23 protein-coding genes are annotated in these 20,278 nt (G+C 41.8%); 19 read left to right on the plus strand and 4 right to left on the minus strand.

Going from position 1 to position 20,278, the window contains the following annotated elements:
• Positions 1 to 10: 10 nt before the first annotated feature.
• From GWD08_RS05440 to GWD08_RS05470, 7 genes are all read left to right on the plus strand, one after another.
• The gene (locus GWD08_RS05440) at positions 11 to 751 is read left to right on the plus strand and encodes a Stp1/IreP family PP2C-type Ser/Thr phosphatase (protein ID WP_159547787.1); all 741 of its coding nucleotides are present in this window, start codon (positions 11 to 13) and stop codon (positions 749 to 751) included.
• The gene (gene pknB, locus GWD08_RS05445) at positions 748 to 2,664 is read left to right on the plus strand and encodes a Stk1 family PASTA domain-containing Ser/Thr kinase (protein WP_159547789.1); all 1,917 of its coding nucleotides are present in this window, start codon (positions 748 to 750) and stop codon (positions 2,662 to 2,664) included. Before GWD08_RS05440 ends, pknB begins: the two co-directional genes overlap by 4 nt.
• Before the next feature lie 254 nt (positions 2,665 to 2,918).
• On the plus strand, positions 2,919 to 3,614 hold the full coding sequence (gene liaF, locus GWD08_RS05450) for a cell wall-active antibiotics response protein LiaF (protein ID WP_159542789.1): 696 nt from the start codon (positions 2,919 to 2,921) through the stop codon (positions 3,612 to 3,614).
• Positions 3,611 to 4,612, plus strand: coding sequence for an envelope stress sensor histidine kinase LiaS (locus tag GWD08_RS05455; protein ID WP_159547791.1), 1,002 nt, complete (start codon positions 3,611 to 3,613; stop codon positions 4,610 to 4,612). Before liaF ends, GWD08_RS05455 begins: the two co-directional genes overlap by 4 nt.
• Positions 4,609 to 5,250, plus strand: a complete 642-nt coding sequence (locus tag GWD08_RS05460) for a response regulator transcription factor (RefSeq protein ID WP_159542783.1) — start codon at positions 4,609 to 4,611, stop codon at positions 5,248 to 5,250. The genes GWD08_RS05455 and GWD08_RS05460 overlap by 4 nt, the downstream gene beginning before the upstream one ends.
• Before the next feature lie 33 nt (positions 5,251 to 5,283).
• Positions 5,284 to 6,684 carry a bifunctional Cof-type HAD-IIB family hydrolase/peptidylprolyl isomerase gene (locus GWD08_RS05465; protein WP_159542780.1) on the plus strand — a complete coding sequence of 467 codons (1,401 nt, stop codon included), beginning with the start codon at positions 5,284 to 5,286 and terminating at the stop codon, positions 6,682 to 6,684.
• On the plus strand, positions 6,684 to 7,040 hold the full coding sequence (locus tag GWD08_RS05470; protein ID WP_159542777.1) for a S1 RNA-binding domain-containing protein: 357 nt from the start codon (positions 6,684 to 6,686) through the stop codon (positions 7,038 to 7,040). The genes GWD08_RS05465 and GWD08_RS05470 overlap by 1 nt, the downstream gene beginning before the upstream one ends.
• A gap of 279 nt (positions 7,041 to 7,319) precedes the next feature.
• Here GWD08_RS05470 and cysK read toward each other — a convergent pair whose 3' ends face one another.
• Positions 7,320 to 8,246, minus strand: coding sequence for a cysteine synthase A (gene cysK, locus GWD08_RS05475; protein WP_159564647.1), 927 nt, complete (start codon positions 8,244 to 8,246; stop codon positions 7,320 to 7,322).
• A 112-nt stretch (positions 8,247 to 8,358) separates the two neighbouring features.
• Positions 8,359 to 8,994, minus strand: coding sequence for a YigZ family protein (locus GWD08_RS05480; protein WP_159564649.1), 636 nt, complete (start codon positions 8,992 to 8,994; stop codon positions 8,359 to 8,361).
• Between the two features lie 57 nt (positions 8,995 to 9,051).
• On the opposite strand from GWD08_RS05480, the gene GWD08_RS05485 reads away from it, so the two are divergent.
• The 3 genes from GWD08_RS05485 (at position 9,052) to hpf (ending at position 11,631) form a co-directional block, all read left to right on the plus strand.
• Positions 9,052 to 10,347, plus strand: coding sequence for an ATP-dependent helicase ComFA (locus tag GWD08_RS05485; protein WP_159564651.1), 1,296 nt, complete (start codon positions 9,052 to 9,054; stop codon positions 10,345 to 10,347).
• Positions 10,347 to 11,009: a ComF family protein gene (locus GWD08_RS05490; protein ID WP_159564653.1), complete on the plus strand. Its 663-nt coding sequence runs from the start codon at positions 10,347 to 10,349 to the stop codon at positions 11,007 to 11,009. Before GWD08_RS05485 ends, GWD08_RS05490 begins: the two co-directional genes overlap by 1 nt.
• 73 nt (positions 11,010 to 11,082) lie before the next feature.
• Positions 11,083 to 11,631 (plus strand): ribosome hibernation-promoting factor, HPF/YfiA family, encoded by a 549-nt coding sequence (hpf, locus tag GWD08_RS05495; protein WP_159542761.1) that lies wholly within the window; start codon positions 11,083 to 11,085, stop codon positions 11,629 to 11,631.
• A gap of 1,033 nt (positions 11,632 to 12,664) precedes the next feature.
• Here the strand turns inward: hpf and yidC are convergent.
• Both yidC and GWD08_RS05505 read right to left on the minus strand, forming a co-directional pair.
• On the minus strand, positions 12,665 to 13,606 hold the full coding sequence (gene yidC / locus GWD08_RS05500) for a membrane protein insertase YidC (RefSeq protein WP_159542758.1): 942 nt from the start codon (positions 13,604 to 13,606) through the stop codon (positions 12,665 to 12,667).
• 81 nt (positions 13,607 to 13,687) lie between these two features.
• The gene (locus GWD08_RS05505) at positions 13,688 to 13,966 is read right to left on the minus strand and encodes an acylphosphatase (RefSeq protein WP_159564655.1); all 279 of its coding nucleotides are present in this window, start codon (positions 13,964 to 13,966) and stop codon (positions 13,688 to 13,690) included.
• Between the two features lie 90 nt (positions 13,967 to 14,056).
• Here GWD08_RS05505 and GWD08_RS05510 point away from each other — a divergent pair, with 90 nt between their 5' ends.
• The 9 genes from GWD08_RS05510 to xerD all read left to right on the plus strand — a co-directional run bounded on the left by GWD08_RS05510 (position 14,057) and on the right by xerD (position 20,277).
• The gene (locus GWD08_RS05510) at positions 14,057 to 14,794 is read left to right on the plus strand and encodes a TrmH family RNA methyltransferase (RefSeq protein ID WP_159564657.1); all 738 of its coding nucleotides are present in this window, start codon (positions 14,057 to 14,059) and stop codon (positions 14,792 to 14,794) included.
• Positions 14,795 to 14,833: 39 nt separating this feature from the next.
• A complete protein-coding gene (locus GWD08_RS05515) occupies positions 14,834 to 15,334 on the plus strand; it encodes an HD domain-containing protein (protein ID WP_159564659.1) in 501 nt (166 codons plus the stop codon).
• A gap of 13 nt (positions 15,335 to 15,347) precedes the next feature.
• On the plus strand, positions 15,348 to 16,037 hold the full coding sequence (locus GWD08_RS05520; protein WP_159544935.1) for a Bax inhibitor-1/YccA family protein: 690 nt from the start codon (positions 15,348 to 15,350) through the stop codon (positions 16,035 to 16,037).
• Positions 16,038 to 16,381: 344 nt separating this feature from the next.
• A complete protein-coding gene (locus GWD08_RS05525) occupies positions 16,382 to 16,624 on the plus strand; it encodes a YneF family protein (protein ID WP_159544937.1) in 243 nt (80 codons plus the stop codon).
• Positions 16,625 to 16,793: 169 nt separating this feature from the next.
• Positions 16,794 to 17,588, plus strand: a complete 795-nt coding sequence (gene racE / locus GWD08_RS05530) for a glutamate racemase (protein WP_159544939.1) — start codon at positions 16,794 to 16,796, stop codon at positions 17,586 to 17,588.
• On the plus strand, positions 17,582 to 18,574 hold the full coding sequence (locus tag GWD08_RS05535) for a nucleoside-triphosphate diphosphatase (protein WP_167547767.1): 993 nt from the start codon (positions 17,582 to 17,584) through the stop codon (positions 18,572 to 18,574). Before racE ends, GWD08_RS05535 begins: the two co-directional genes overlap by 7 nt.
• Positions 18,553 to 19,074, plus strand: coding sequence for a metallophosphoesterase (locus GWD08_RS05540; protein ID WP_159564663.1), 522 nt, complete (start codon positions 18,553 to 18,555; stop codon positions 19,072 to 19,074). The genes GWD08_RS05535 and GWD08_RS05540 overlap by 22 nt, the downstream gene beginning before the upstream one ends.
• On the plus strand, positions 19,071 to 19,550 hold the full coding sequence (gene cbpB / locus GWD08_RS05545) for a cyclic-di-AMP-binding protein CbpB (RefSeq protein WP_159559974.1): 480 nt from the start codon (positions 19,071 to 19,073) through the stop codon (positions 19,548 to 19,550). The genes GWD08_RS05540 and cbpB overlap by 4 nt, the downstream gene beginning before the upstream one ends.
• Complete coding sequence (gene xerD / locus GWD08_RS05550; RefSeq protein WP_159564665.1) at positions 19,534 to 20,277, plus strand: site-specific tyrosine recombinase XerD; 744 nt, start codon at positions 19,534 to 19,536, stop codon at positions 20,275 to 20,277. The genes cbpB and xerD overlap by 17 nt, the downstream gene beginning before the upstream one ends.
• Position 20,278: the final 1 nt, after the last annotated feature.

Here is a 20,278-nt window from a genome sequence, read left to right on the forward strand (position 1 = left end):
AAAATACATTATGGAAATCTCGTTAATAACAGACATTGGACAGAAACGTTCCAATAATCAAGATTTTGTCAATAAGTTTGATAATAAAAAAGGCACAACCTTGATTGTCCTAGCAGATGGTATGGGCGGGCACCGCGCTGGTAATATTGCCAGTGAGATGACGGTGACTGATCTTGGACGACAATGGACCCAAAATGACTTAAGTGATCTCAATGAGGTCAAAAATTGGTTGGTAGAAACCATTGAAGAAGAAAACAAACGTATTTATGAAATGGGCCAAACCGAAGACTTTAAGGGTATGGGAACAACTGTGGAAGCGATTGTCTTGATTGATTCAACAGCTATTTTTGCCCATGTTGGTGATTCCCGCATTGGATTAGTCCGTGAGGGCCAGTATGAATTACTAACTAGTGACCATTCTTTGGTTAATGAACTGGTCAAAGCTGGACAAATCACAGAAGAAGAAGCAGCCAGCCATCCCCAGAAAAACATCATTACCCAATCCATTGGTCAAGCAGCTCCTGTAGCGACTGATCTGGGATTGAAGGTTCTAGAACCTGGGGACTACTTGGTCATTAATTCTGATGGCCTGACCAACATGGTTTCCAATGCTGAAATTGCCGAAATTCTCTCTAAAGAGTTAACTTTAGACGAAAAAAATGATGCATTGGTGCAGTTGGCAAATCTTCGCGGTGGTCTTGATAACATCACAGTAGCTATTGTCCATAACGAAAGTGAGGATGTTGAATGATACAGATTGGCAAGCTCTTTGCTGGTCGTTATCGCATCTTAAAATCAATTGGTCGCGGAGGGATGGCTGATGTCTATCTAGCTAATGATTTAATCTTAGATAACGAAGATGTAGCCATCAAGGTGTTACGGACGAATTATCAAACCGATCAGGTGGCAGTTGCTCGTTTCCAACGAGAAGCTCGAGCCATGGCTGAATTGAATCATCCGAACATTGTTGCGATACGAGATATTGGCGAGGAAGACGGCCAGCAATTCTTAGCAATGGAATATGTGGATGGTGCTGATCTTAAAAAATACATTCAAGATAATGCACCACTATCTAATAATGAAGTTGTCCGGATTATGGAAGAAGTCTTGTCAGCTATGACACTGGCTCACCAAAAAGGTATTGTGCACCGAGATTTAAAACCGCAAAATATCTTATTAACCAAATCTGGCACGGTTAAGGTTACTGACTTTGGGATTGCAGTAGCTTTTGCTGAGACCAGTTTAACCCAGACAAATTCCATGCTAGGCAGTGTGCATTATTTATCACCTGAGCAGGCAAGAGGCTCTAAGGCTACTGTGCAAAGTGATATTTATGCCATGGGGATTATGTTATTTGAAATGTTGACTGGCCATATTCCCTATGATGGAGACAGTGCCGTTACCATTGCCCTGCAACATTTCCAAAAGCCCCTGCCGTCTATTATTGGAGAAAATAGTCAGGTGCCGCAGGCTCTGGAAAATGTCGTCATCAAAGCGACAGCTAAACGTTTGTCTGATCGCTATGCGACAACCTTTGAAATGAGTCGAGACTTGATGACGGCGCTCAGCTATAATCGAAGCCGCGAGCGCAAGCTGGTTTTTAGTGATACTGAAAATACCAAGCCTCTGCCTAAGGTGACACCGACACCCAATGTAGCACCCAAGGCAACGCCTGCTCCTGCGGTTAAAACACAATCCGAAAAAACGCCCCAGTCGCAACCAGTGCCAAAGCCAAAAAAAGAAAAGAAGGGCCGCTTTTTTGGCACCCTGCTAAAAATAGTCTTTGCTCTTTTTATTGTTGGCTTAGCCATCTTTGCCTACTTAATCCTCACTAAGCCCAATGCCGTAAGAGTGCCAAATGTGACCGGTTCAAGTGTGGCAGTTGCAAGAGAAGAACTGGAAAATCTGGGCTTTAAGATTGGCAAGGTTAAAGAAATAGAAAGTAACCGGGTTGCTGAAGGAAATGTTGTCAAAACCGATCCGGCAGCCGGGACCTCCAAACGTCAAGGTTCAAAAGTTGATCTCTTTGTCTCGATTGGCAACAAAAGCTTTGTGATGAAAGACTACAAGGGCCAGCAGTACAAGGATGTCATCACTGAATTGGTGGACACCTACGGCGTTGCAAAATCAAAAATCAAGATTGAACGCATTGATACAAACGAATATGAGGTGGGCACAGTCATCGGCCAATCGCCAACGAGTGGTGAGAAGTTCCATCCCAATGGTAAATCGAAAATCACCTTGAGTGTGGCCAGTTCTGATACTGTTTCAATGCCGGTCCTAACAGGCTTTAGCTATGCTGACGCGGTAGCAGAATTGACAAGACTTGGCATTTCTGCCTCCCGGATTAAGGGCTATTATCCAGATCCAAATTCTCCAACAGGCTATACCAAAATGGCTTCGCCCAAAGGCACCCTAGTTGTGAGTGCGCAAGACCCTTATGCTGGTACAAAGGTTAGTGTCTCAGATACTAATGAAATCAGCCTTTACTTCTATCCAAGTGATGCCGCTCATCCTGATGGCTCATCGTCATCAGATGCTTCGCATAATAGCAGTCAAAGCAGCAGCAGTACTTCAAAAGATGCGACATCATCATCTAGCTCCTCACAATCAAGCCAAAATGGGACAAGCCATAGTACATCAGAACCAACCCTGTCACCATAATTACAAAAGCTCCGCAGTCAATTATGAACTGCTGAGCTTTTTTGCCTCGTTGTCAACCGTAGTGGGTGATTGATAGACTGATAATTAAGCACGAGAGCAGCTAAAAAACGTTTTTCTTTTGTGGTTTGGTCGCTCCTAGGGGGTGCGCTAGTCACTACAGCAATTATAGCGTTTTTCACCTGCTCATAAGGTGCGCTAGGAGATGAATTATTAACAGAATTTTGATAAAATGACAAGAGAACGAAAGGGGTCCAATGCGCAAATTCCAGTTTTTTATCCTCGTCGAATGTATTTTATTCGCCATGGGCTTAATGACTATCTTGTCAAACAGTCTGACAAGCTTTTTGTTTATTTTAGTTATTGTCTTATTAGTGTTACGTTTTTACAATCAAGATAGCCGCAATAATTTTATTTTATCGGTCAGTTTATTGCTGCTTTTCCTAGTCTTTATGCTCAATCCCTATATTATTTTAGGTGTCTTATTAGCCATTGTTTATGTGATCATTAATCATTTTTCACAGGTCAAGAAAAAAAATCGTCTGGCGCTGCTCCAACTCAAACAAGAAGGCGTCCAGCCGCGTCCAACCAAGCATCAGTGGATTGGTGCTGCCGTTTATGATAGTGACTACTATGCCTTTGATGATATTAATATTATTCGCATCAGTGGTAATGACACTATTGATTTGACCAAGGTTATCATTGCTGGGCAAGACAATGTCATTATTATCCGTAAAATCCTTGGTAAAACCACACTTTATGTACCAATTGATGTTGCAGTGACTCTGGATGTGAGTTCGGTCTATGCCACTGTGCAATTTTTTAGCAAAGCGGCCTATGATTTACGAAATGAATCCTTGCGTTTAGAAGGTCCTGATAAGGACTATTACCTAAAAAAAGTAAAAATCATTGTCAATACCATTGCAGGGGATGTTGAGGTGGTGCAACGATGAAAAAGCGTTACTATATTCTCGTTTGGGCCTATGCCAGCATTACGATCTTATCCATTGTCTTTATTGTTCTTAATAACTTAGGCATCACCCTGAGCTATTTATATGAGCATATTTGGATTTTAGAGAAATTACTTTTTTCCATATTATTGTTAATTGTTTCGGTAACCTTGTTGCTCTTATTAATTTGGATTATTTTCGATGATAATAGTAAGCGTAGCATTAATCAAAACCTGCGCCGTATTCTCAATAATCAAGAAATCTATGTGGATGAAACTTCTGAAACCAATGTTAACCTTGTGCGCCTCTCACAAAAAATGGCCCATATGACTAAAAGTCTGCAAAAAAAAGAAAGTGCCTATATCCTAGACACCCAAAATATCGTACACCGCGAACGCAAGCGGATTGCGCGGGATTTGCACGATACTGTCAGCCAGGAATTGTTTGCTTCGTCCATGATTTTATCTGGAATTTCGCTTAGCTTGGAACATTTGGAGCAAGAGCAGTTGAAAATCCAATTAGAAGCAGTTGAAGAGATGTTGCAAAATGCTCAAAACGACTTACGGATTTTGCTATTGCACCTTAGACCGACCGAATTAGCCAATCGAACCCTGACCGAAGGCATTGAGATGATTCTCAAGGAATTAACAGATAAAAGCGCCATTGAGGTGGTTTATCGTGAAAATATTGGGAAATTGCCAAAAGCAGTAGAAGATAATCTCTTTCGGATAGCACAGGAATTTATTAGTAATACTCTTAAGCACGCAAAAGCTAGCCGTATTGAAGTTTACCTCAATCAAGCCGATAATGAAATTGAATTAAAAATGTTGGATAATGGAATTGGCTTTGATATGGACGAAGTTCGAGACCTCAGTTATGGTCTTAAAAATATCGAAGACAGAGTCGATGACCTAGCAGGAACAGTACAAATCATTAGTCAGAAAGGAAAAGGGGTCTCAATGGATGTCCGTCTACCAGTGACCCTTAAGGAAGGAAAATGAAAAAAATTAGTGTGATTCTGGTAGATGACCATGAGATGGTGCGCCTAGGTCTAAAGAGCTTCTTAAATTTACAGGCTGATGTTGAAGTCATCGCAGAAGCCTCAGATGGACAAGCAGGGATTGCTCTAGCCTTAGAGTTAAAACCTGACGTAGTGGTTATGGACTTAGTCATGCCTGGTGTGAATGGGGTTGATGCCACTTTGGCTATCTTAAAACAATGGAAGACTGCTAAAATCCTTGTTTTGACCTCTTATTTAGATAATGAAAAAATTTATCCCGTCATTGATGCTGGTGCAAAGGGCTATATGTTAAAAACATCCAGTGCTGCTGAGATCTTAAATGCTATTAAGAAGGTCTCTAAAGGTCAACTAGCCATTGAAACAGAAGTCGATAAAAAAATGAAGCATCACGACCAAAATCCTGAGTTACATGATGATCTCACTGCACGTGAGTATGATATTTTGCACCTTCTAGCCAAAGGCTATGACAATCAAACGATTGCTGATGAATTGTTTATCTCCTTAAAAACAGTCAAAACCCATGTGTCAAATATCCTCGCAAAATTGCAGGTCGATGACCGAACACAGGCTGTAGTCTATGCCTTTCAGCACCACTTAGTGCCACAAGATGAGAATTAATGGTATAATAGAAAGTGGAAAGCAGAGGGAAAAATGGACGCAAAGTTAAAATATAAAGCCAAAAAAATAAAAATGGTTTTTTTTGATATTGATGACACCCTTCGGGTTAAAGACACTGGTTACATGCCGGATTCTATCTGGCAGGTTTTCCAGCAACTCAAGGCCAAGGGGATTTTGACTGGTATTGCTTCTGGTCGTGCCCGCTACGGCGTACCTCCAGAAGTTCAGGCTCTCCATGCCGACTACTGTGTCAAACTCAATGGTGCTTACGCCAAAGATGATCAAAAAAAGATTATTTTTCAAGCACCCATTCCAGCAGAAGTAGTTGTACGCTACAAGGAGTGGGCTAATGCTGTCGGTATTGCCTACGGCATGGCTGGTCGTCATAAGGCAGTCTTATCAGAACGCAACCAAATCATCAGCGATGCTATTGATAATGTTTATGCTAATTTGGCAGTTGACCCTGATTTTAACGAAAAACATGATGTTTATCAAATGTGGACATTTGAAGATAAAGGTGATGCTCTGCAATTACCACAAGATCTAGCAAAACATCTGCGCCTTGTTCGTTGGCATGACCACTCATCTGATGTCGTGTTAAAAGACACTTCAAAAGCCTTGGGTGTTTCAAAAGTGGTTGATTATCTAGGTCTAAAGCCAGAAAATATCCTGGTTTTTGGGGATGAACGCAATGACTTAGAATTATTTGACTATGCTGGCATCAGTGTTGCTATGGGCGTCTCCCATCCGCAGCTTAAAGAAAAAGCTGACTTTGTGACAAAAAAAGTAGAAGAAGATGGCATTAAGTATGCCTTGGAGGAATTAGGATTGATAGAAAAGACATTAGATTTTCCACAGTTGGATGTGACAACAGTTGATGGACCGCTAGCTGTCATTAAAACAAACCATGGGGATTTGACGGTTAAGCTGTTTCCAGATCAAGCCCCTAAGACAGTAGCTAACTTCTTAGGTTTAGCGAAAGAAGGCTACTATGATGGCATTATTTTCCATCGGATTATCCCAGACTTTATGATTCAAGGAGGGGACCCAACTGGTACCGGCATGGGTGGACAGTCCTTGTACGGTGAAGCCTTCGAAGATGAATTTTCTGATGAGCTATATAACATTCGTGGGGCTCTTTCAATGGCTAATGCTGGTCCAAATACAAACGGTAGCCAATTCTTTATCGTGCAAAATGCTAAAGTTCCTTACGCCCAAAAAGAATTAGAACGTGGTGGCTGGCCAGCTCCTATTGCGGCGGTTTATGCTGAAAAAGGAGGGACACCGCATCTTGACCGGCGCCATACCGTTTTTGGTCAATTGGTAGATGAGGCATCTTACCGCGTACTAGATGCGATTGCCGCGGTCGAAACAGGTGCTCAAGATAAGCCACTTGAAGATGTTACGATTCAAACCATCGAGGTAAAAGACTAATGAAAATTGGCGATAAATACCGGGGGACAATCACCGGAATTAAGCCATATGGTGCCTTTGTTGCTTTAGAAAATGGTAAAATAGGACTAATTCACATTTCAGAATTAAAAACTGGTTATATTGAGAATATTCATGCGCTTGTTGCAGTTGGTGATCAGGTCTATGTTCAGGTTATTGATTATGATGAGTATAATCGTAAGGCGAGCTTGTCTTTACGCTCTTTAGAAGAAGAAAAACATCATGTGGGATCTCACCATCGCTTTTCCAATAGTCGCTACACATTTGGCTTTGAGCCGCTTGCTAAACAACTGCCCGACTGGATTAATCAGGCCCTAAAGGATTTAAAAGGCTCTTAGTAACCATGACATACCTGAGATTGGAGATAGCTACCTGGGCTGGTGCTTTCTTCAATCTTTTTTAGTAGTAGGAGTGCCTTAAAGTCATCTTTGAGGCTTTTTAAAAGGCTTATTGTCACCGACCACAGTTGACAATGAAGCAAAAAAACACCCTCTCAGGCTAAGTAAAGACAAATCTTACTTGCCTAAGAGGGTGGCTGTCTCTGTTAGCAAAGACCTCTTGATCTACAGCTAGACTTGTCTTGGCTTGGCAGTCAAGGCGATCCTAGCTGAAAGTTTTTAGTCTGCTTGATACAATTCTGTGGTAAGGTAACGTTCGCCATTATCGGGTAAAAGGGCGAGGACCTTTTTGCCTTTGCCTAATTTTTGAGCTAATTCAATGGCTGCATACAGAGCAGCTCCTGATGAAATACCAACGAGGAAGCCTTCTTTATGTCCAACTTGACGGGCTGTTAGGAGTGCGTCTTGTGACTTCACACGAGTAATGGCATCATAAGCTTTGGTGTCTAATGTTTCTGGAATAAAACCAGCTGAAATGCCTTGAATTTTATGAGGACCAGGTTCTTGACCAGATAAGACCGCAGATTCATCTGCTTCCACCGCGACAATTTGAATATTGGGGAAGGTTTCTTTGAGCACGTGCGAGACACCACTAATGGTACCGCCAGTCCCGACACCAGCAACAAAAGCATCTAAACCAATGTTGGTAAAGGCTTCAGCAATCTCTTTACCGGTTGTTGTTTCGTGGATTTTAGGATTAGCTGGATTGTTGAATTGTAGTGGTACCCAGCCGCCACGTTTTTGGGCCAGTTCATGCGCCTTGGCAATAGCACCCTTCATTCCTTGTTCACCTGGTGTTAAGACAAGCTCAGCTCCGTAGGCTTGGATAAGTTGGCGCCGCTCTTTACTCATCGTTTCTGGCATGACAATGACAACAGGATAGCCTTTGGCAGCACCTACCCAGGCTAGACCAATCCCGGTATTGCCACTGGTTGGTTCGATGATGGCGTCACCAGGTTTAAGCGTACCATCAGCTTCTGCTGCTTCAATCATAGCTAGGGCAATCCGGTCTTTGACAGATGAGCCTGGATTGAAGGACTCAAGCTTAACGTAAATATCGGCATCCTGGTCGCTGGTAAAATGGTGTAGTTTTATAATTGGTGTTTGACCGACCAGTTCCGTGATGGATTGATAAAGTGCTGCCATAGAAAATCTCCTTTTTATATCCCATTTATGCATTTTTAGCTATATTAAGTATAAAGCCAATGAAATTATCTGTAAAATATAAGTTTTCAATCACTTTGATAAGAAAAGCCTATCACTTCGTAAAAGGCACTTCAATAATTTGTGGTGCTATTTTCTCAAAGCTCACCTGACCTTGGTAATAATCAATCAATTCTTTTGTAATCTGTTTCTCTTTTTCGGGTGCAAAAAAGAGCTGTGCGATCACTTCTTGGCCAAACTCCATTTTCCCGGCTTCTAGCCCAAGCTTTGCCAAAAATGGCTCATAGCGTTGGTACTGGGAATAGCTCAGTTGGATAGCAATGCCTGCTTGTTCTTTTATGGCTACCTGGCCAAGCTCTGCGATAGCTTCAGAAACACAAGTAGAATAGGCACGAATAAGGCCACCAGTTCCTAGTTTAATACCGCCAAAATAACGGGTAACCACGGCTAAGGTATTGGTTAATCCTTGCTTTTCAAGCACGCTGAGCATGGGGATGCCAGCTGTTCCAGAAGGTTCACCATCGTCACTAGAGCGCTTTAATTCTCCTTGCTCACCAATAATAAAGGCAGAGCAGGAATGATTAGCCTTATAGTGATTTTTTTTGATTGCTGCGATAATGGCCCTGGCTTCCTCTTCATTAGAAACCCGTGCTAGGTGTGTGATAAAACGCGATTTTTTGATAGTGGTTTCAACTGTCCCACTTTGTTTGATAGTAAGATAATTAAGCATATCAAAAGTTTACTGTAAATGAGCATATTTGGCAAAGTTTTTTTCGAATAATAAGGTATGGAAGATTTATTGAGAGTTGCAGGTCGTCAGTTAACTCAGGCGGACTTGAGTCCCGAATTACAGGCTCTGGCCAAGCTTGTTCCAGCTTTTAAGAAACACCGTGGCCAGCTGATTTGTTGCCGCTGTGCTAGTATCGCTAGCAAAGATCGCTTACCTGATGGTCGCATTTATTGTCGTCAGTGCTTGCCTTTTGGTCGCCTGACGCAAGGAGATTATTTATATCGTTTTGCGCCAGCTGCGTTTGCTGTGACAGATTGTTTAGCTTGGTCGGGTCATCTGACCAAAGAACAACAGCGAATTTCAGATGGGCTTATAGAGCACTATCAAAAAGGTAAAGACAGTTGGGTTCATGCTGTTACAGGCGCCGGTAAGACCGAGATGATTTATGAGATTGCAGCCATGGTGATTAATCAAGGTGGCAGTGTTTGTATAGCGAGTCCACGGATTGATGTATGTGTTGAGCTTTTCCGCCGTCTTCAGCGAGACTTTAAGTGTCCTGTGGTGCTTTTGCATGGTCAGTCTCCTGACTATGTTGCTAGTCAACTCCTTATTGCTACGACGCATCAATTGCTCCGCTTTTTTCGGGCCTTTGATTTGCTGATTATTGACGAAGTGGATGCCTTTCCCTTAGCTGGCAATCCAGTTTTACAATTTGGCATTCAGCAGGCTAAAAAAAGAGCAGGACGGATTATCCTCCTTACGGCAACAGCAACCGCTTCCCTTCAAAAGGCGGTAAGGCAGGGTGCTATGGAAAAACTAACTCTGGCACGCCGCTTTCATAATCAGCCATTGGTTGTTCCGCAATTTCAGTGGATTCCAGGACTCATGAAGCATATCAAAAAGGGCCAGCTCCCAGTTGCCCTTTTGGTAGCAATAAAAAAACAACGCCAGAGCACTTTTCCACTTTTGATTTTTTACCCGACAATTGAAGGCGGTGCAGACTTTACCCATTGTTTAGAGCAGGCCTTCCCCAAGGAGACGATTGGAATCGTGTCGAGTCAAAGCGCCACGCGGCAAGAGACAATTGAGGCTTTTCGTAGTCACAAGGTTACGATTCTTGTGACTACCACGATTTTAGAGCGGGGCGTGACTTTTCCTCTCGTTGATGTCTTTGTGGTTGGTGCTAATCACCACCTCTTTCCAAGAACTTGTCTTGTCCAAATTGCTGGGCGGGTTGGACGTTCAGTAGAGCGTCCAACGGGAAGTTTGATTTTTTTCCATGATGGTCAAAGCCTTGCCATGTTGCTAGCCAGGCGCGAGATAAAACAGATGAATCGGTTAGGAGGTTTTTAGTGGTTTGCTTACTTTGTGGAAACAACTCTGACAGCAATGAAAGCCTGTTAGCCATCCTCTTGTTTTTTAATCAAGAAAGCTATCTTTGTTTAGCTTGCCAGCAAAAGTTTCATCAGCTTAAGGGCGAGCTGTGTATGCACTGTTGCAAGGTCAGCAGCCAGTCTCCCTGCCAGGACTGCCAAAAATGGCAACTCGATTATCAGCATAAAGTGGATCATCTCGCTCTTTACAAATACAACCAAGCAATGAAGGACTACTTTAAAGCCTATAAATTTCAGGGCGATTTTCTCTTACGAAAAGCATTTATAAAGCCAATTCGAAAGGCCCTAAAACCTTATCAAAATACTTACCATATCATACCAGTCCCACTTGATGAGGTTCGGTTAAATAGCAGGGGCTTTAATCAAGTAGTGGCTCTGCTTGAGGAAGCAAAAGTCCCCTATCGTCAGGTATTTGGCAAACATCCCAGCCAACGCCAGTCTGCCAAAAGTAGGCAAGAGCGCTTGATGACCGAGAATCCATTTTTTCTTAAGGCAAAGCCTCCCAAGCAGATCCTGCTTGTTGATGATGTTTACACCACTGGAGCCACAATCTTTCAGCTGACCAATCTCTTAAAACAAGCAGGAGTTACAACCATCAAAAGTTTTTCACTGGCACGCTAAAACTTGCAAATTTTCATGAAAGCGGTATAATTAATATAAAGAAAGCGCTACTAGCGCAAGAAAGAGGTATCCTATGATTAAATTCAGTATTCGTGGAGAAAACATCGAAGTCACCGACGCTATTCGCGATTATGTAGAATCAAAGCTTACTAAAATTGAAAGATATTTTACCGAAGATAATGAAATTGATACCCGTGTCAATCTAAAAGTATATAGAGAAAAAACTGCAAAAGTTGAAGTAACCATTTTGCTTGGTTCCATGACCCTTCGTGCCGAAGATGTCTCACAAGACATGTATGGCTCTATTGATTTGGTAGTTGATAAGATTGAGCGCCAAATCCGCAAAAACAAAACAAAAATTGCAAAGAAGCATCGTGAAAAACGACCTGCTAGTCACGTCTTTACAAGCGAATTTGAAGCAGAAGCAAGCGAAGAAGCACCAGAAATCAAGATTGTTCGTACCAAAAATGTGACTTTAAAACCAATGGACATTGAAGAAGCACGTTTACAGATGGAACTGTTAGGGCATGACTTTTTCATCTATACCGATGCTGAAGATGGTGCAACAAATGTTCTATACCGCCGTGAAGATGGAAATCTTGGCTTGATTGAAGCAAAATAACTTGATCTAACTTCTGCCCTTAAGCTAATAGCTGAGAAGTAGCTTACTTAAGAACTAGAAAATGGTTGATTTGCTAAGAGCACCCATTTGCAAGGAAAAAACATTCATCGTTGTGAACTTTAGTGATGGTTAGCATGAACAATGTAGCTATGTAGCGTTGTGACCAAATGCAAAAGGGAATAATTGAGCAGGTCTGGCCCCTCTTATTCCTGGTTTATTATTAATCGTAGCCAGCAGCTCAACGAATTGAGAGAAGAAGACCCTAAGTTGTCCTCTTAGATTGAAGAAAAAGTCTATTATGACCATTTTCTTCAATCTTTTTTATTTTCTCGCTGCAAAACAAAAACTCCTAGCAGGCTGTCCTGTCAACATTTCTAAGAGTAATCACTGGTTTATCCACGGCATTTTTGTTAACATTGCAATGCTTTAGAGGAACTTTGGCTTGGCAACCTGGCTTCTTTTCTTGTTTGTAGAGCCAAGAAAAACACGGTTGGCTTGTTTCTTGTATAAGTGATGTCGTGTTAGCTAGGTCTGGCTCGCTGAGGGGTCAGTTACCTAAGTATGGGGCTTGTGTCAAGGGTTAGTTTTTACCTATCCAAAATTTTGCTGTGTGTCTGTGTGCCTGTTGGTCCTTCAGTAGCGAGGTAGGTCTTTGCTTTTGGCTCCTTTTTTAGAGGTAGAGTTTTTAGTAACTAGCTGAAAATACATTGGTTGACTCTGCGATTGTAGGGACTTTTAGCTAGGATAGATCTTCACTGCAAGTCACCTAGCCACTTGGGTGTTACTGCATTGGTATTTGTTTGATAAGTTCAGCAGTAGCCCATGTAAATGTTAATCAGTTGCTCTGCTATTTTCCAAGAAAGGAAATCTAGTCTTACTACATGTTAGTCAGGGTAGGTGGAATGGGTGGGAAAACTAGAGTTGCCTGATTTAGCAAAAAAAGCCACCTTCTGTATGATACCAGTGGCCTTATCTAAATCATTTGGACTTTAATCAGATAAGTCTGGTATATGTAGAAGTGACTTTTTAGCGGCTAATGACGTTTTCTTTGTTTGCCGGCATTTCGATTGGATTTTGTTTTAGCCGGAGTCTGCATAATAGCTCCAGTATCTGGCTTGCTGCTTGCTGTGTTGGTGACGTCTTTTAAGCTTTTGCCAGCGGTACTAGCTGTGGGTGGGTTGTTCTTGAAATCTTCTTCGATTTGTTTGCGCACTCTTGGTCGTAAGATATAGGTGGTGATTAATTGTTGTAAAATACTAAAGAAACCACCAACAAACCAATACAAACCAACACCAGCTGGTAGATTGAAGGACATGAAAATCATCACGATTGGCATTGAATACATCATAGTCTTCATTTGTGCCCGTTGGTCTTCAGTGACAGCTTGCATCGACAACCAAGATTGGAAATAGTATAAAAGAGCAATGATAGCTGTCAGTAACAAACTTCTACTGCCTAGGGCGATGCCTAAAAAAGTACTAGAGGCAACGCCTTTTGTGTACATGGCTGCAAAATACATGGCTGAGAAAAAAGGCATCTGAATAAGCAAAGGTAGGCAGCCAATGCCACCAAGCATGTTAACACCATTTTCTTTTTGGGCGGCCATAAAGGCTGTTTGAGCAGCTAGTTTTTCTTCTTGAGTTTGTGCTTCTTTCATCCGTTTTTGAATCGGATCAAAAATTGGCTTTAGATAGGCCATTTTTTCAGATTGGAAGCTCGCCTTCCAGGATTGATACAAGCCAAGCGGTAAGATGACAGTCCGGACAATAATAGTAACGATAATAATCGCTAGGCCATAGCCCAATCCGACATGATTAGCAAAGTAATCAATAAAATGTGACATGGGTCTGCCTAAATAGTCCCAAACAATCCCCTTTGGGTTGCCGTGTGAATCTCTACCAACACAACCAGTGAGGGTCAAGAGGATGGATAGAGCTAGTCCTGAAAATAGGATGCGATTTAATTTTAGTTTCAATGTCATTTTCCTTTAACTTATAAGATACCTATCTATTTTACTTTTTTTTTGTTTTTTTAACAATACTTCTGTAGCTGTATTTTACTTGCCGATTCGAAAATCCTCATAGTCTGAAAATTGCCCCTGAGTCACATCAGCGTAGGTAACATTTGCCCATTTGGATGGCCCTTTGCGGATTTCTTGAGTAAAGGCAGCCAGCTTTTGTGCATCAGTAGACTGTGCTAAGATTTCAACAGTTCCATCATCATTATTCCAAACCCGGCCATAGATTTCTCCCATATCAAGTGCCAAGCTATAGGTGGCATAGCGAAAGCCCACTCCCTGCACCCGACCAGAAACAATTATACGTACTTTGGTCATACGATCTCTCCTTTTTTCTCCTATTATAACATAAGCTTAAAAGATGGTCTTGAAGAAGGTGGGCCAAGTAAACTATGGTATAATAGTGCTATGAAAATAACCTCAAAAGCAAATAGCTTGATTAAACAAACCAAAAAATTAAAGCAAAAGAAATACCGCACGCATTCCTATTTGATTGAGGGATGGCATTTGGTAGAAGAAGCCCAAAAAGCCAATCAAACCTTTAAACACCTTTTTGTTCTTGAGGAAATGGCTGAGCGGCTCAGTGATTTTAAGCCTGTCACAGTGGTTAGTCCTGAGGTTTTAAAAGAACTCACCGAGTCTCCTAAGCCCCAAGGGGTTATTGCCGAAGTAGCAATGGAAACACAGCCACTACCTGAAGAATTAACAGGCAGATACTTGGTTTTAGAAGATATTCAAGATCCTGGTAATGTGGGTACGATCATCCGAACAGCTGACGCTGCTTGTTTTGACGGGGTTTTTATCTCACAAAAAACTGCCGATATTTACAACGAAAAAACGCTGCGCGCCATGCAAGGTAGCCATTTTCACCTGCCGATTTGGCGGGCTGATATTTCAGAGATTTGTGCCCGTGTACAGGCTGCAAGGCTTCCTTTGTTGGCTTCGACCTTATCAAGCACCTCGGTTGCCTACCAAGACTTAGCAAAAAGTTCCTCCTTTGCTTTGGTTTTAGGAAATGAAGGGCGTGGGATTTCTGATTATATGACTGAGCAAGCTGACCAGTTGGTACATATCCCCATGCCTGGTCAGGCAGAAAGCCTAAATGTTGCCGTAGCAGCAGGAATCCTTATTTTCAGCCTGATTTAAGCTACTTATGGTATAATACCTTATGTGAGGTGATATGATATGGATTATCGAGAAGATAAAGAATTTATGGACCATGTTGGCTCTTTGATTGAACACCCGCGCTTTCAAAAACTTGGCAATATTGTGCAACATCACTATTCTACCCGTCTTGAACATTCTGTTAACGTTGCTTATACGAGTTTTAAAATGGCTCGTAAATTTGGCTGGGATGCCAAGAGTGCAGCGCGTGGCGGACTATTGCATGATTTTTTCTACTATGATTGGCGCGTAACAAAATTTAATAAGAGTCACGCCTGGGTTCATCCGCGAATTGCTGTCCGCAATGCTCGCAAATTAACCCCTTTAAATAAAAAAGAAGAAGATATTATTTTAAAGCATATGTGGGGAGCAACCATTGCTTTTCCGCGCTATAAAGAAAGTTACATTGTTACTCTGGTAGATAAATACTGGGCTATCAAAGAAGCAGTGACACCAGTGCGCACGCGCTGGGCTAAACGCCGCTTTTTTAAACGTAAAACACTTAAGAGTCACCACCATTAATAAGGAGAAATGAATGAATAATCAAGTAATCTATCAAGAATCAGATACAGGCCTTAATAGCTTTTTTGTTAAAATATATAGTTTAGTAGGTATGGGCATTGGCTTATCGGCCTTTGTTTCTTATTTAATGCTGTTTCCGTTTAAGGCTAATTTCTTAAATATTTTGACCAACCACCCAATGTGGTATTGGGGAGCTAGTATTTTAGAGCTAGTCCTTGTTTTTACAGTGAGCGGGGTAGCTCGTCGTAATACCCCGGCGGCCTTACCCTTATTTTTGGTTTATTCGGCCTTAAATGGTTTTACCTTGAGCTTTATTGTGGCCGCTTATGCACAAACAACAGTTCTTCAAGCCTTCTTATCAGCTATGGCTGTCTTCTTTGTAATGGCGATGATTGGTGCTAAAACAAAGAAAGATTTATCTGGGATGAGTAAAGCTCTCTTTGCAGCTTTGATTGGTATCATCATTGCCATGTTGATTAACTTTTTCTTTAAAAGCAATGCCATGAGCTATATGATTAGCATCGCTTCTGTCTTGATTTTCTCAGGCCTGATTGCTTCTGATAACCAGTTGATTAAGCGGGTTTACACAGGAACAAATGGCCAAGTCAGCGATGGCTGGGCTGTATCCTTGGCCTTGTCCTTGTATTTAGACTTTATTAATATTTTTATTAGTCTGCTCCGCCTATTTGGCCGAAATGACTAAATGTAACAAGAGGCTGTGGACGTGCGTCCCAGCCTTGTTTTGGCTCATCATACTAGCTAGGAAGGTCAAACAGCAGCTGATGTCAGCTACTACATGAAGCTCAGCTCTTTTTACACGTGTTTGGCTTGTGAGGTAACAAAAAAAGATGGCTAAGTCAGATGGACAAGTCAAATAGTCCGCCTGCTTCAAGCTATTTAAAATTTCTGCCAAGCTAATAAGGGGCGGTAGGCACAGGCCTTGATAATGGCTAGTCTGCTCTTTCTTAACCATAGGTTGTTGTTTGTGTATTGGTATTTTTTTTGATATAATAGGACGAATAATGAACGAGGAGATTATAAAACGATATGTCAACAGCTATATGGGTATTACTGATTATCCTTGCTTTAGGTGCCGGCCTAGTGGGAGGCATTTTCATTGCACGCAAGCAAATTGAAAAAGAAATTGGTGAACATCCCCGTTTAACACCAGAAGCGATCCGTGAAATGATGAGTCAAATGGGTCAAAAACCAAGTGAAGCAAAGGTTCAGCAAACCTATCGTAATATTGTTAAGCAATCAAAATTAGCTTCAGCAAAAGGAAAAAAATAAAAGCTTTTTGCTAAGTTGAGGTACTGGTATGTGCTTTGAGCGAGCAGACAACGATGCCAAAAGGGCCCCCTTTGTCGGCACCATTTCAGATGTCAACTGTTCAGGGTTCCAAAAAAAGCTCAGTTGGCTAGCACCGACTGGGTTTTTATTAGTATAAGAAAGTGTAAAGATGGATAATCGGCCAATCGGATTTTTAGATTCGGGTGTTGGTGGTTTAACAGTTGTAAAAGAACTGCGACGCCAACTGCCGCACGAAACAATTGTATATATTGGAGATTCAGCCAGAGCGCCCTATGGCCCAAGACCTGCTGAGCAGATTAAGGCTTTTACTTGGGATATGGTCAATTTTTTATTGACTAAGAACGTCAAAATGATTGTCTTTGCCTGTAATACAGCAACTGCAGTTGCCTGGGAAGAAGTAAAGGCTAAGTTAACCATTCCTGTCTTGGGTGTTATTTTACCTGGCTCCAGTGCTGCCATCAAAAATACCCAAGCAGGAAGGATTGGTGTGATAGCAACACCAATGACCGTCAAGTCGGATATTTACCAGCAGAAAATTAAGCTTTTAGCGCCTCAGATGCAGGTGACAAGTTTAGCTTGTCCCAAGTTTGTCCCTATTGTTGAGTCCAATGAAGTAAAGTCAAGTGTCGCCAAAAAAATTGTTTATGAAACGTTGGCACCCCTTATTGGTCGTATTGACACTTTGATTTTAGGTTGCACGCACTATCCGCTATTACGTCCCCTCATTCAAAATGTTATGGGGCCAGATGTTCGGCTGATTGATAGCGGAGCTGAGTGTATTCGGGATGTTTCTGTTTTGTTAAATTATTTCCAAATTAATGCCAGTCGATTGGTCAAAGACAGGCAGAATTTGTTTTATACGACCGCTAGCGTAGAGCGATTCCGGCACATTGCACTTGAGTGGCTAGAAGAAGATATTAATGTGGAGCGAGTAACATTATGACAACAATTTACGAATATAAAGATGAAGAGAATTGGTTTGTTGGCTGTTGGGGTGGCTATAATGATTTGCACATTTTAGATCGGGCGCTTTTTGCCCCGCCTATCTGGCAAATCATCCGAGAATTAGATATGCTTGTGCCCGTTACTGATGGGAGCCAAGGCGGCTTTAGTGTTTCGGTCAATCGCTTTACCTCTGACCTTCATTTGTTTCGTTTTTTGCTTGATATGATCAATCACGAAACCAAACGTAACTTTGAGTTAGTTCAGCACCAGGGGGCTTTCATCGTCAAAGAAGGTGAGACGATCAGACTTGTCCATTTACCACAAGCGGGCTTACCGAGCACAGCCTTTTTGGCTTCGCAGGAGTCACCAGGTATGGGCGATAGCATTTTAATTGCGACTAGAAATGAAGGCAAGACAAAAGAATTTCGTACCCTATTTGGTGCTCTAGGCATTCAGGTGGAAAACTTAAATGATTATCCAGAACTACCAGAAGTCCCAGAGACAGGAATGACATTTGAAGAAAATGCCCGCTTAAAAGCAGAAACTATTGCCAAGCTGACCCAAAAGATGGTCTTAGCTGATGATTCTGGCTTAAAAGTTGACGTGTTAGGTGGCCTACCAGGGGTTTGGTCAGCACGTTTTTCAGGGCCAGATGCCACTGATGCCAAGAACAACGCCAAGCTCCTTCATGAATTAGCGATGGTCTTTGATAAGGATAAACGCTCTGCTCAATTTCATACCACTTTGGTGGTGGCAGCTCCAGATCGAGACAGTTTAGTGGTCGAAGCTGAGTGGCCTGGCTACATTGCCACAGAACCAAAAGGTGATAACGGCTTTGGCTATGACCCTTTGTTTATTGTTGGAGAAGGTGAGCGCCATGCAGCAGAGCTCTCAGCAGAAGAAAAAAATCGTCTGTCCCATCGAGGGCAAGCGGTGAGAAAATTAATGGAGGTGTTTCCAGCATGGCAAGCAAAACAATCATAGTCATGAGTGATTCACATGGCGATCGTGCAGTGGTTGAAGATATTAAAGCCAAGTATATAAACCAGGTGGATGCTATTTTTCACAATGGCGACTCGGAACTGCTGGCTTGCGATCCTCTTTGGCAAGGTATTTTTGTCGTTGCAGGCAATTGTGACTATGATTCTGATTACCCAGCTACCCAAACCATTTCTTTAGGGCAAGACCGGATTATTCAGACCCATGGGCACTTACAGCACATTAATTTTACCTGGGATCGATTAGGTTATTTAGCGCAAGAAGCCCAAGCAACCCTTTGTTTATACGGCCATTTGCACCGACCGGCGGCCTGGCAAAGTCAAGGCACTGTCTTTATTAATCCCGGATCTGTAGCTCAGCCCCGTGGGGAAGTCTCTGAGAAGCTTTATGCCTATATAACCTTGACAGATGAAAAAATCGCAGTTGACTTTTATACGCTTCACCATACACTATACCCACAACTCTCTAAGGAATTTAGACGATGATAGCAAAACCATTTGAGGAGTTTATCCTTCAACATTTAGATAGTTACTTACTGCCAGCTGATGACCTTGCCATTTTTATTGATACACATAATTCAGACCACGTGATGCTCTTATTAGTGAGTAATGGTTTTTCACGTGTTCCCGTTATCACTAAAGATAAAGAATTCAAAGGGACAATCAGTATTTCTGACATTCTAAATTTCCAACAAAAACATGGCTTGACTGATTGGGAAATGAGTCAAATAGATATTGGCAATATGGTGAACACTAAAATTCAGGCAATTCCTGAGGATGCTACTTTAACTCATATCATGCACGATTTAGTGGACTATCCTTTCTTACCTGTTGTTAATAAACAACATCAGTTTATAGGAATTATTACCCGTAAATCCATTCTTAAGGCCCTAAACAGTCTTTTGCATGATTTTACCGATGATTACACGATAACCAAAAAAGAAGATGATTCATTTAATTGAGGACTTTCTCACAAGTCGACAGTTGAGTACTAACTCGCAAAAGGCTTATCGTTACGACCTAAAGCAGTTTTTGGCACTGACTAGGGACCAACTAACGCCCTTTAAATTAGAACTTTATAAACAATCGGTCGCCCAGCTTAGTTTGTCTGCTAGAAAACGCAAGTATTCAGCAGTTAATCAGTTTTTACACTACCTCTACCAAATCGGCTATTGTGACCGTTTTATGCAACTAGATGAAGCTATTCGTTTACAGCGCAGTAGTGAACAAGACTACCAATTACGTGATTTGACTGTATTGGAAAAAGAAAGTAAACACACTGTAGGGCAATTAATTGCCTTATTGATCTACCATTTGGGATTAACGCCTAGTCAGATTGCTATGCTTAAACAAGATGATATTGACCTGAATTTCAATGTACTCAGTACACGTACTGCTAAGCAGGTGCAAGTTTTAAGTCTGCCAAAATTATTGCCAACCTTTTTAGCCCCTTTTATGGATAGCCAAAAGACTTATTTAATTGAGCATCACGGACAGCCCTATTCCAGGCAGTGGTACTTTCAACAATTGCGGCTCTTTTTGGTGGCTGTTAACTGTGCTGATCTATCGGCTCAGAGTCTGCGCCAGCAATTTATCCTAGCCCAAAAAGCCCAAGGGGCCTCTCTCTTGGCTATCAGTCAGCAATTAGGGTTAAAAAGTCCAGTCACATTGGAAAAGTATTTTAAATAAA

It is taken from the genome of Streptococcus halichoeri, assembly GCF_009870755.1.
In the GTDB taxonomy this organism is placed as follows: domain Bacteria; phylum Bacillota; class Bacilli; order Lactobacillales; family Streptococcaceae; genus Streptococcus; species Streptococcus halichoeri.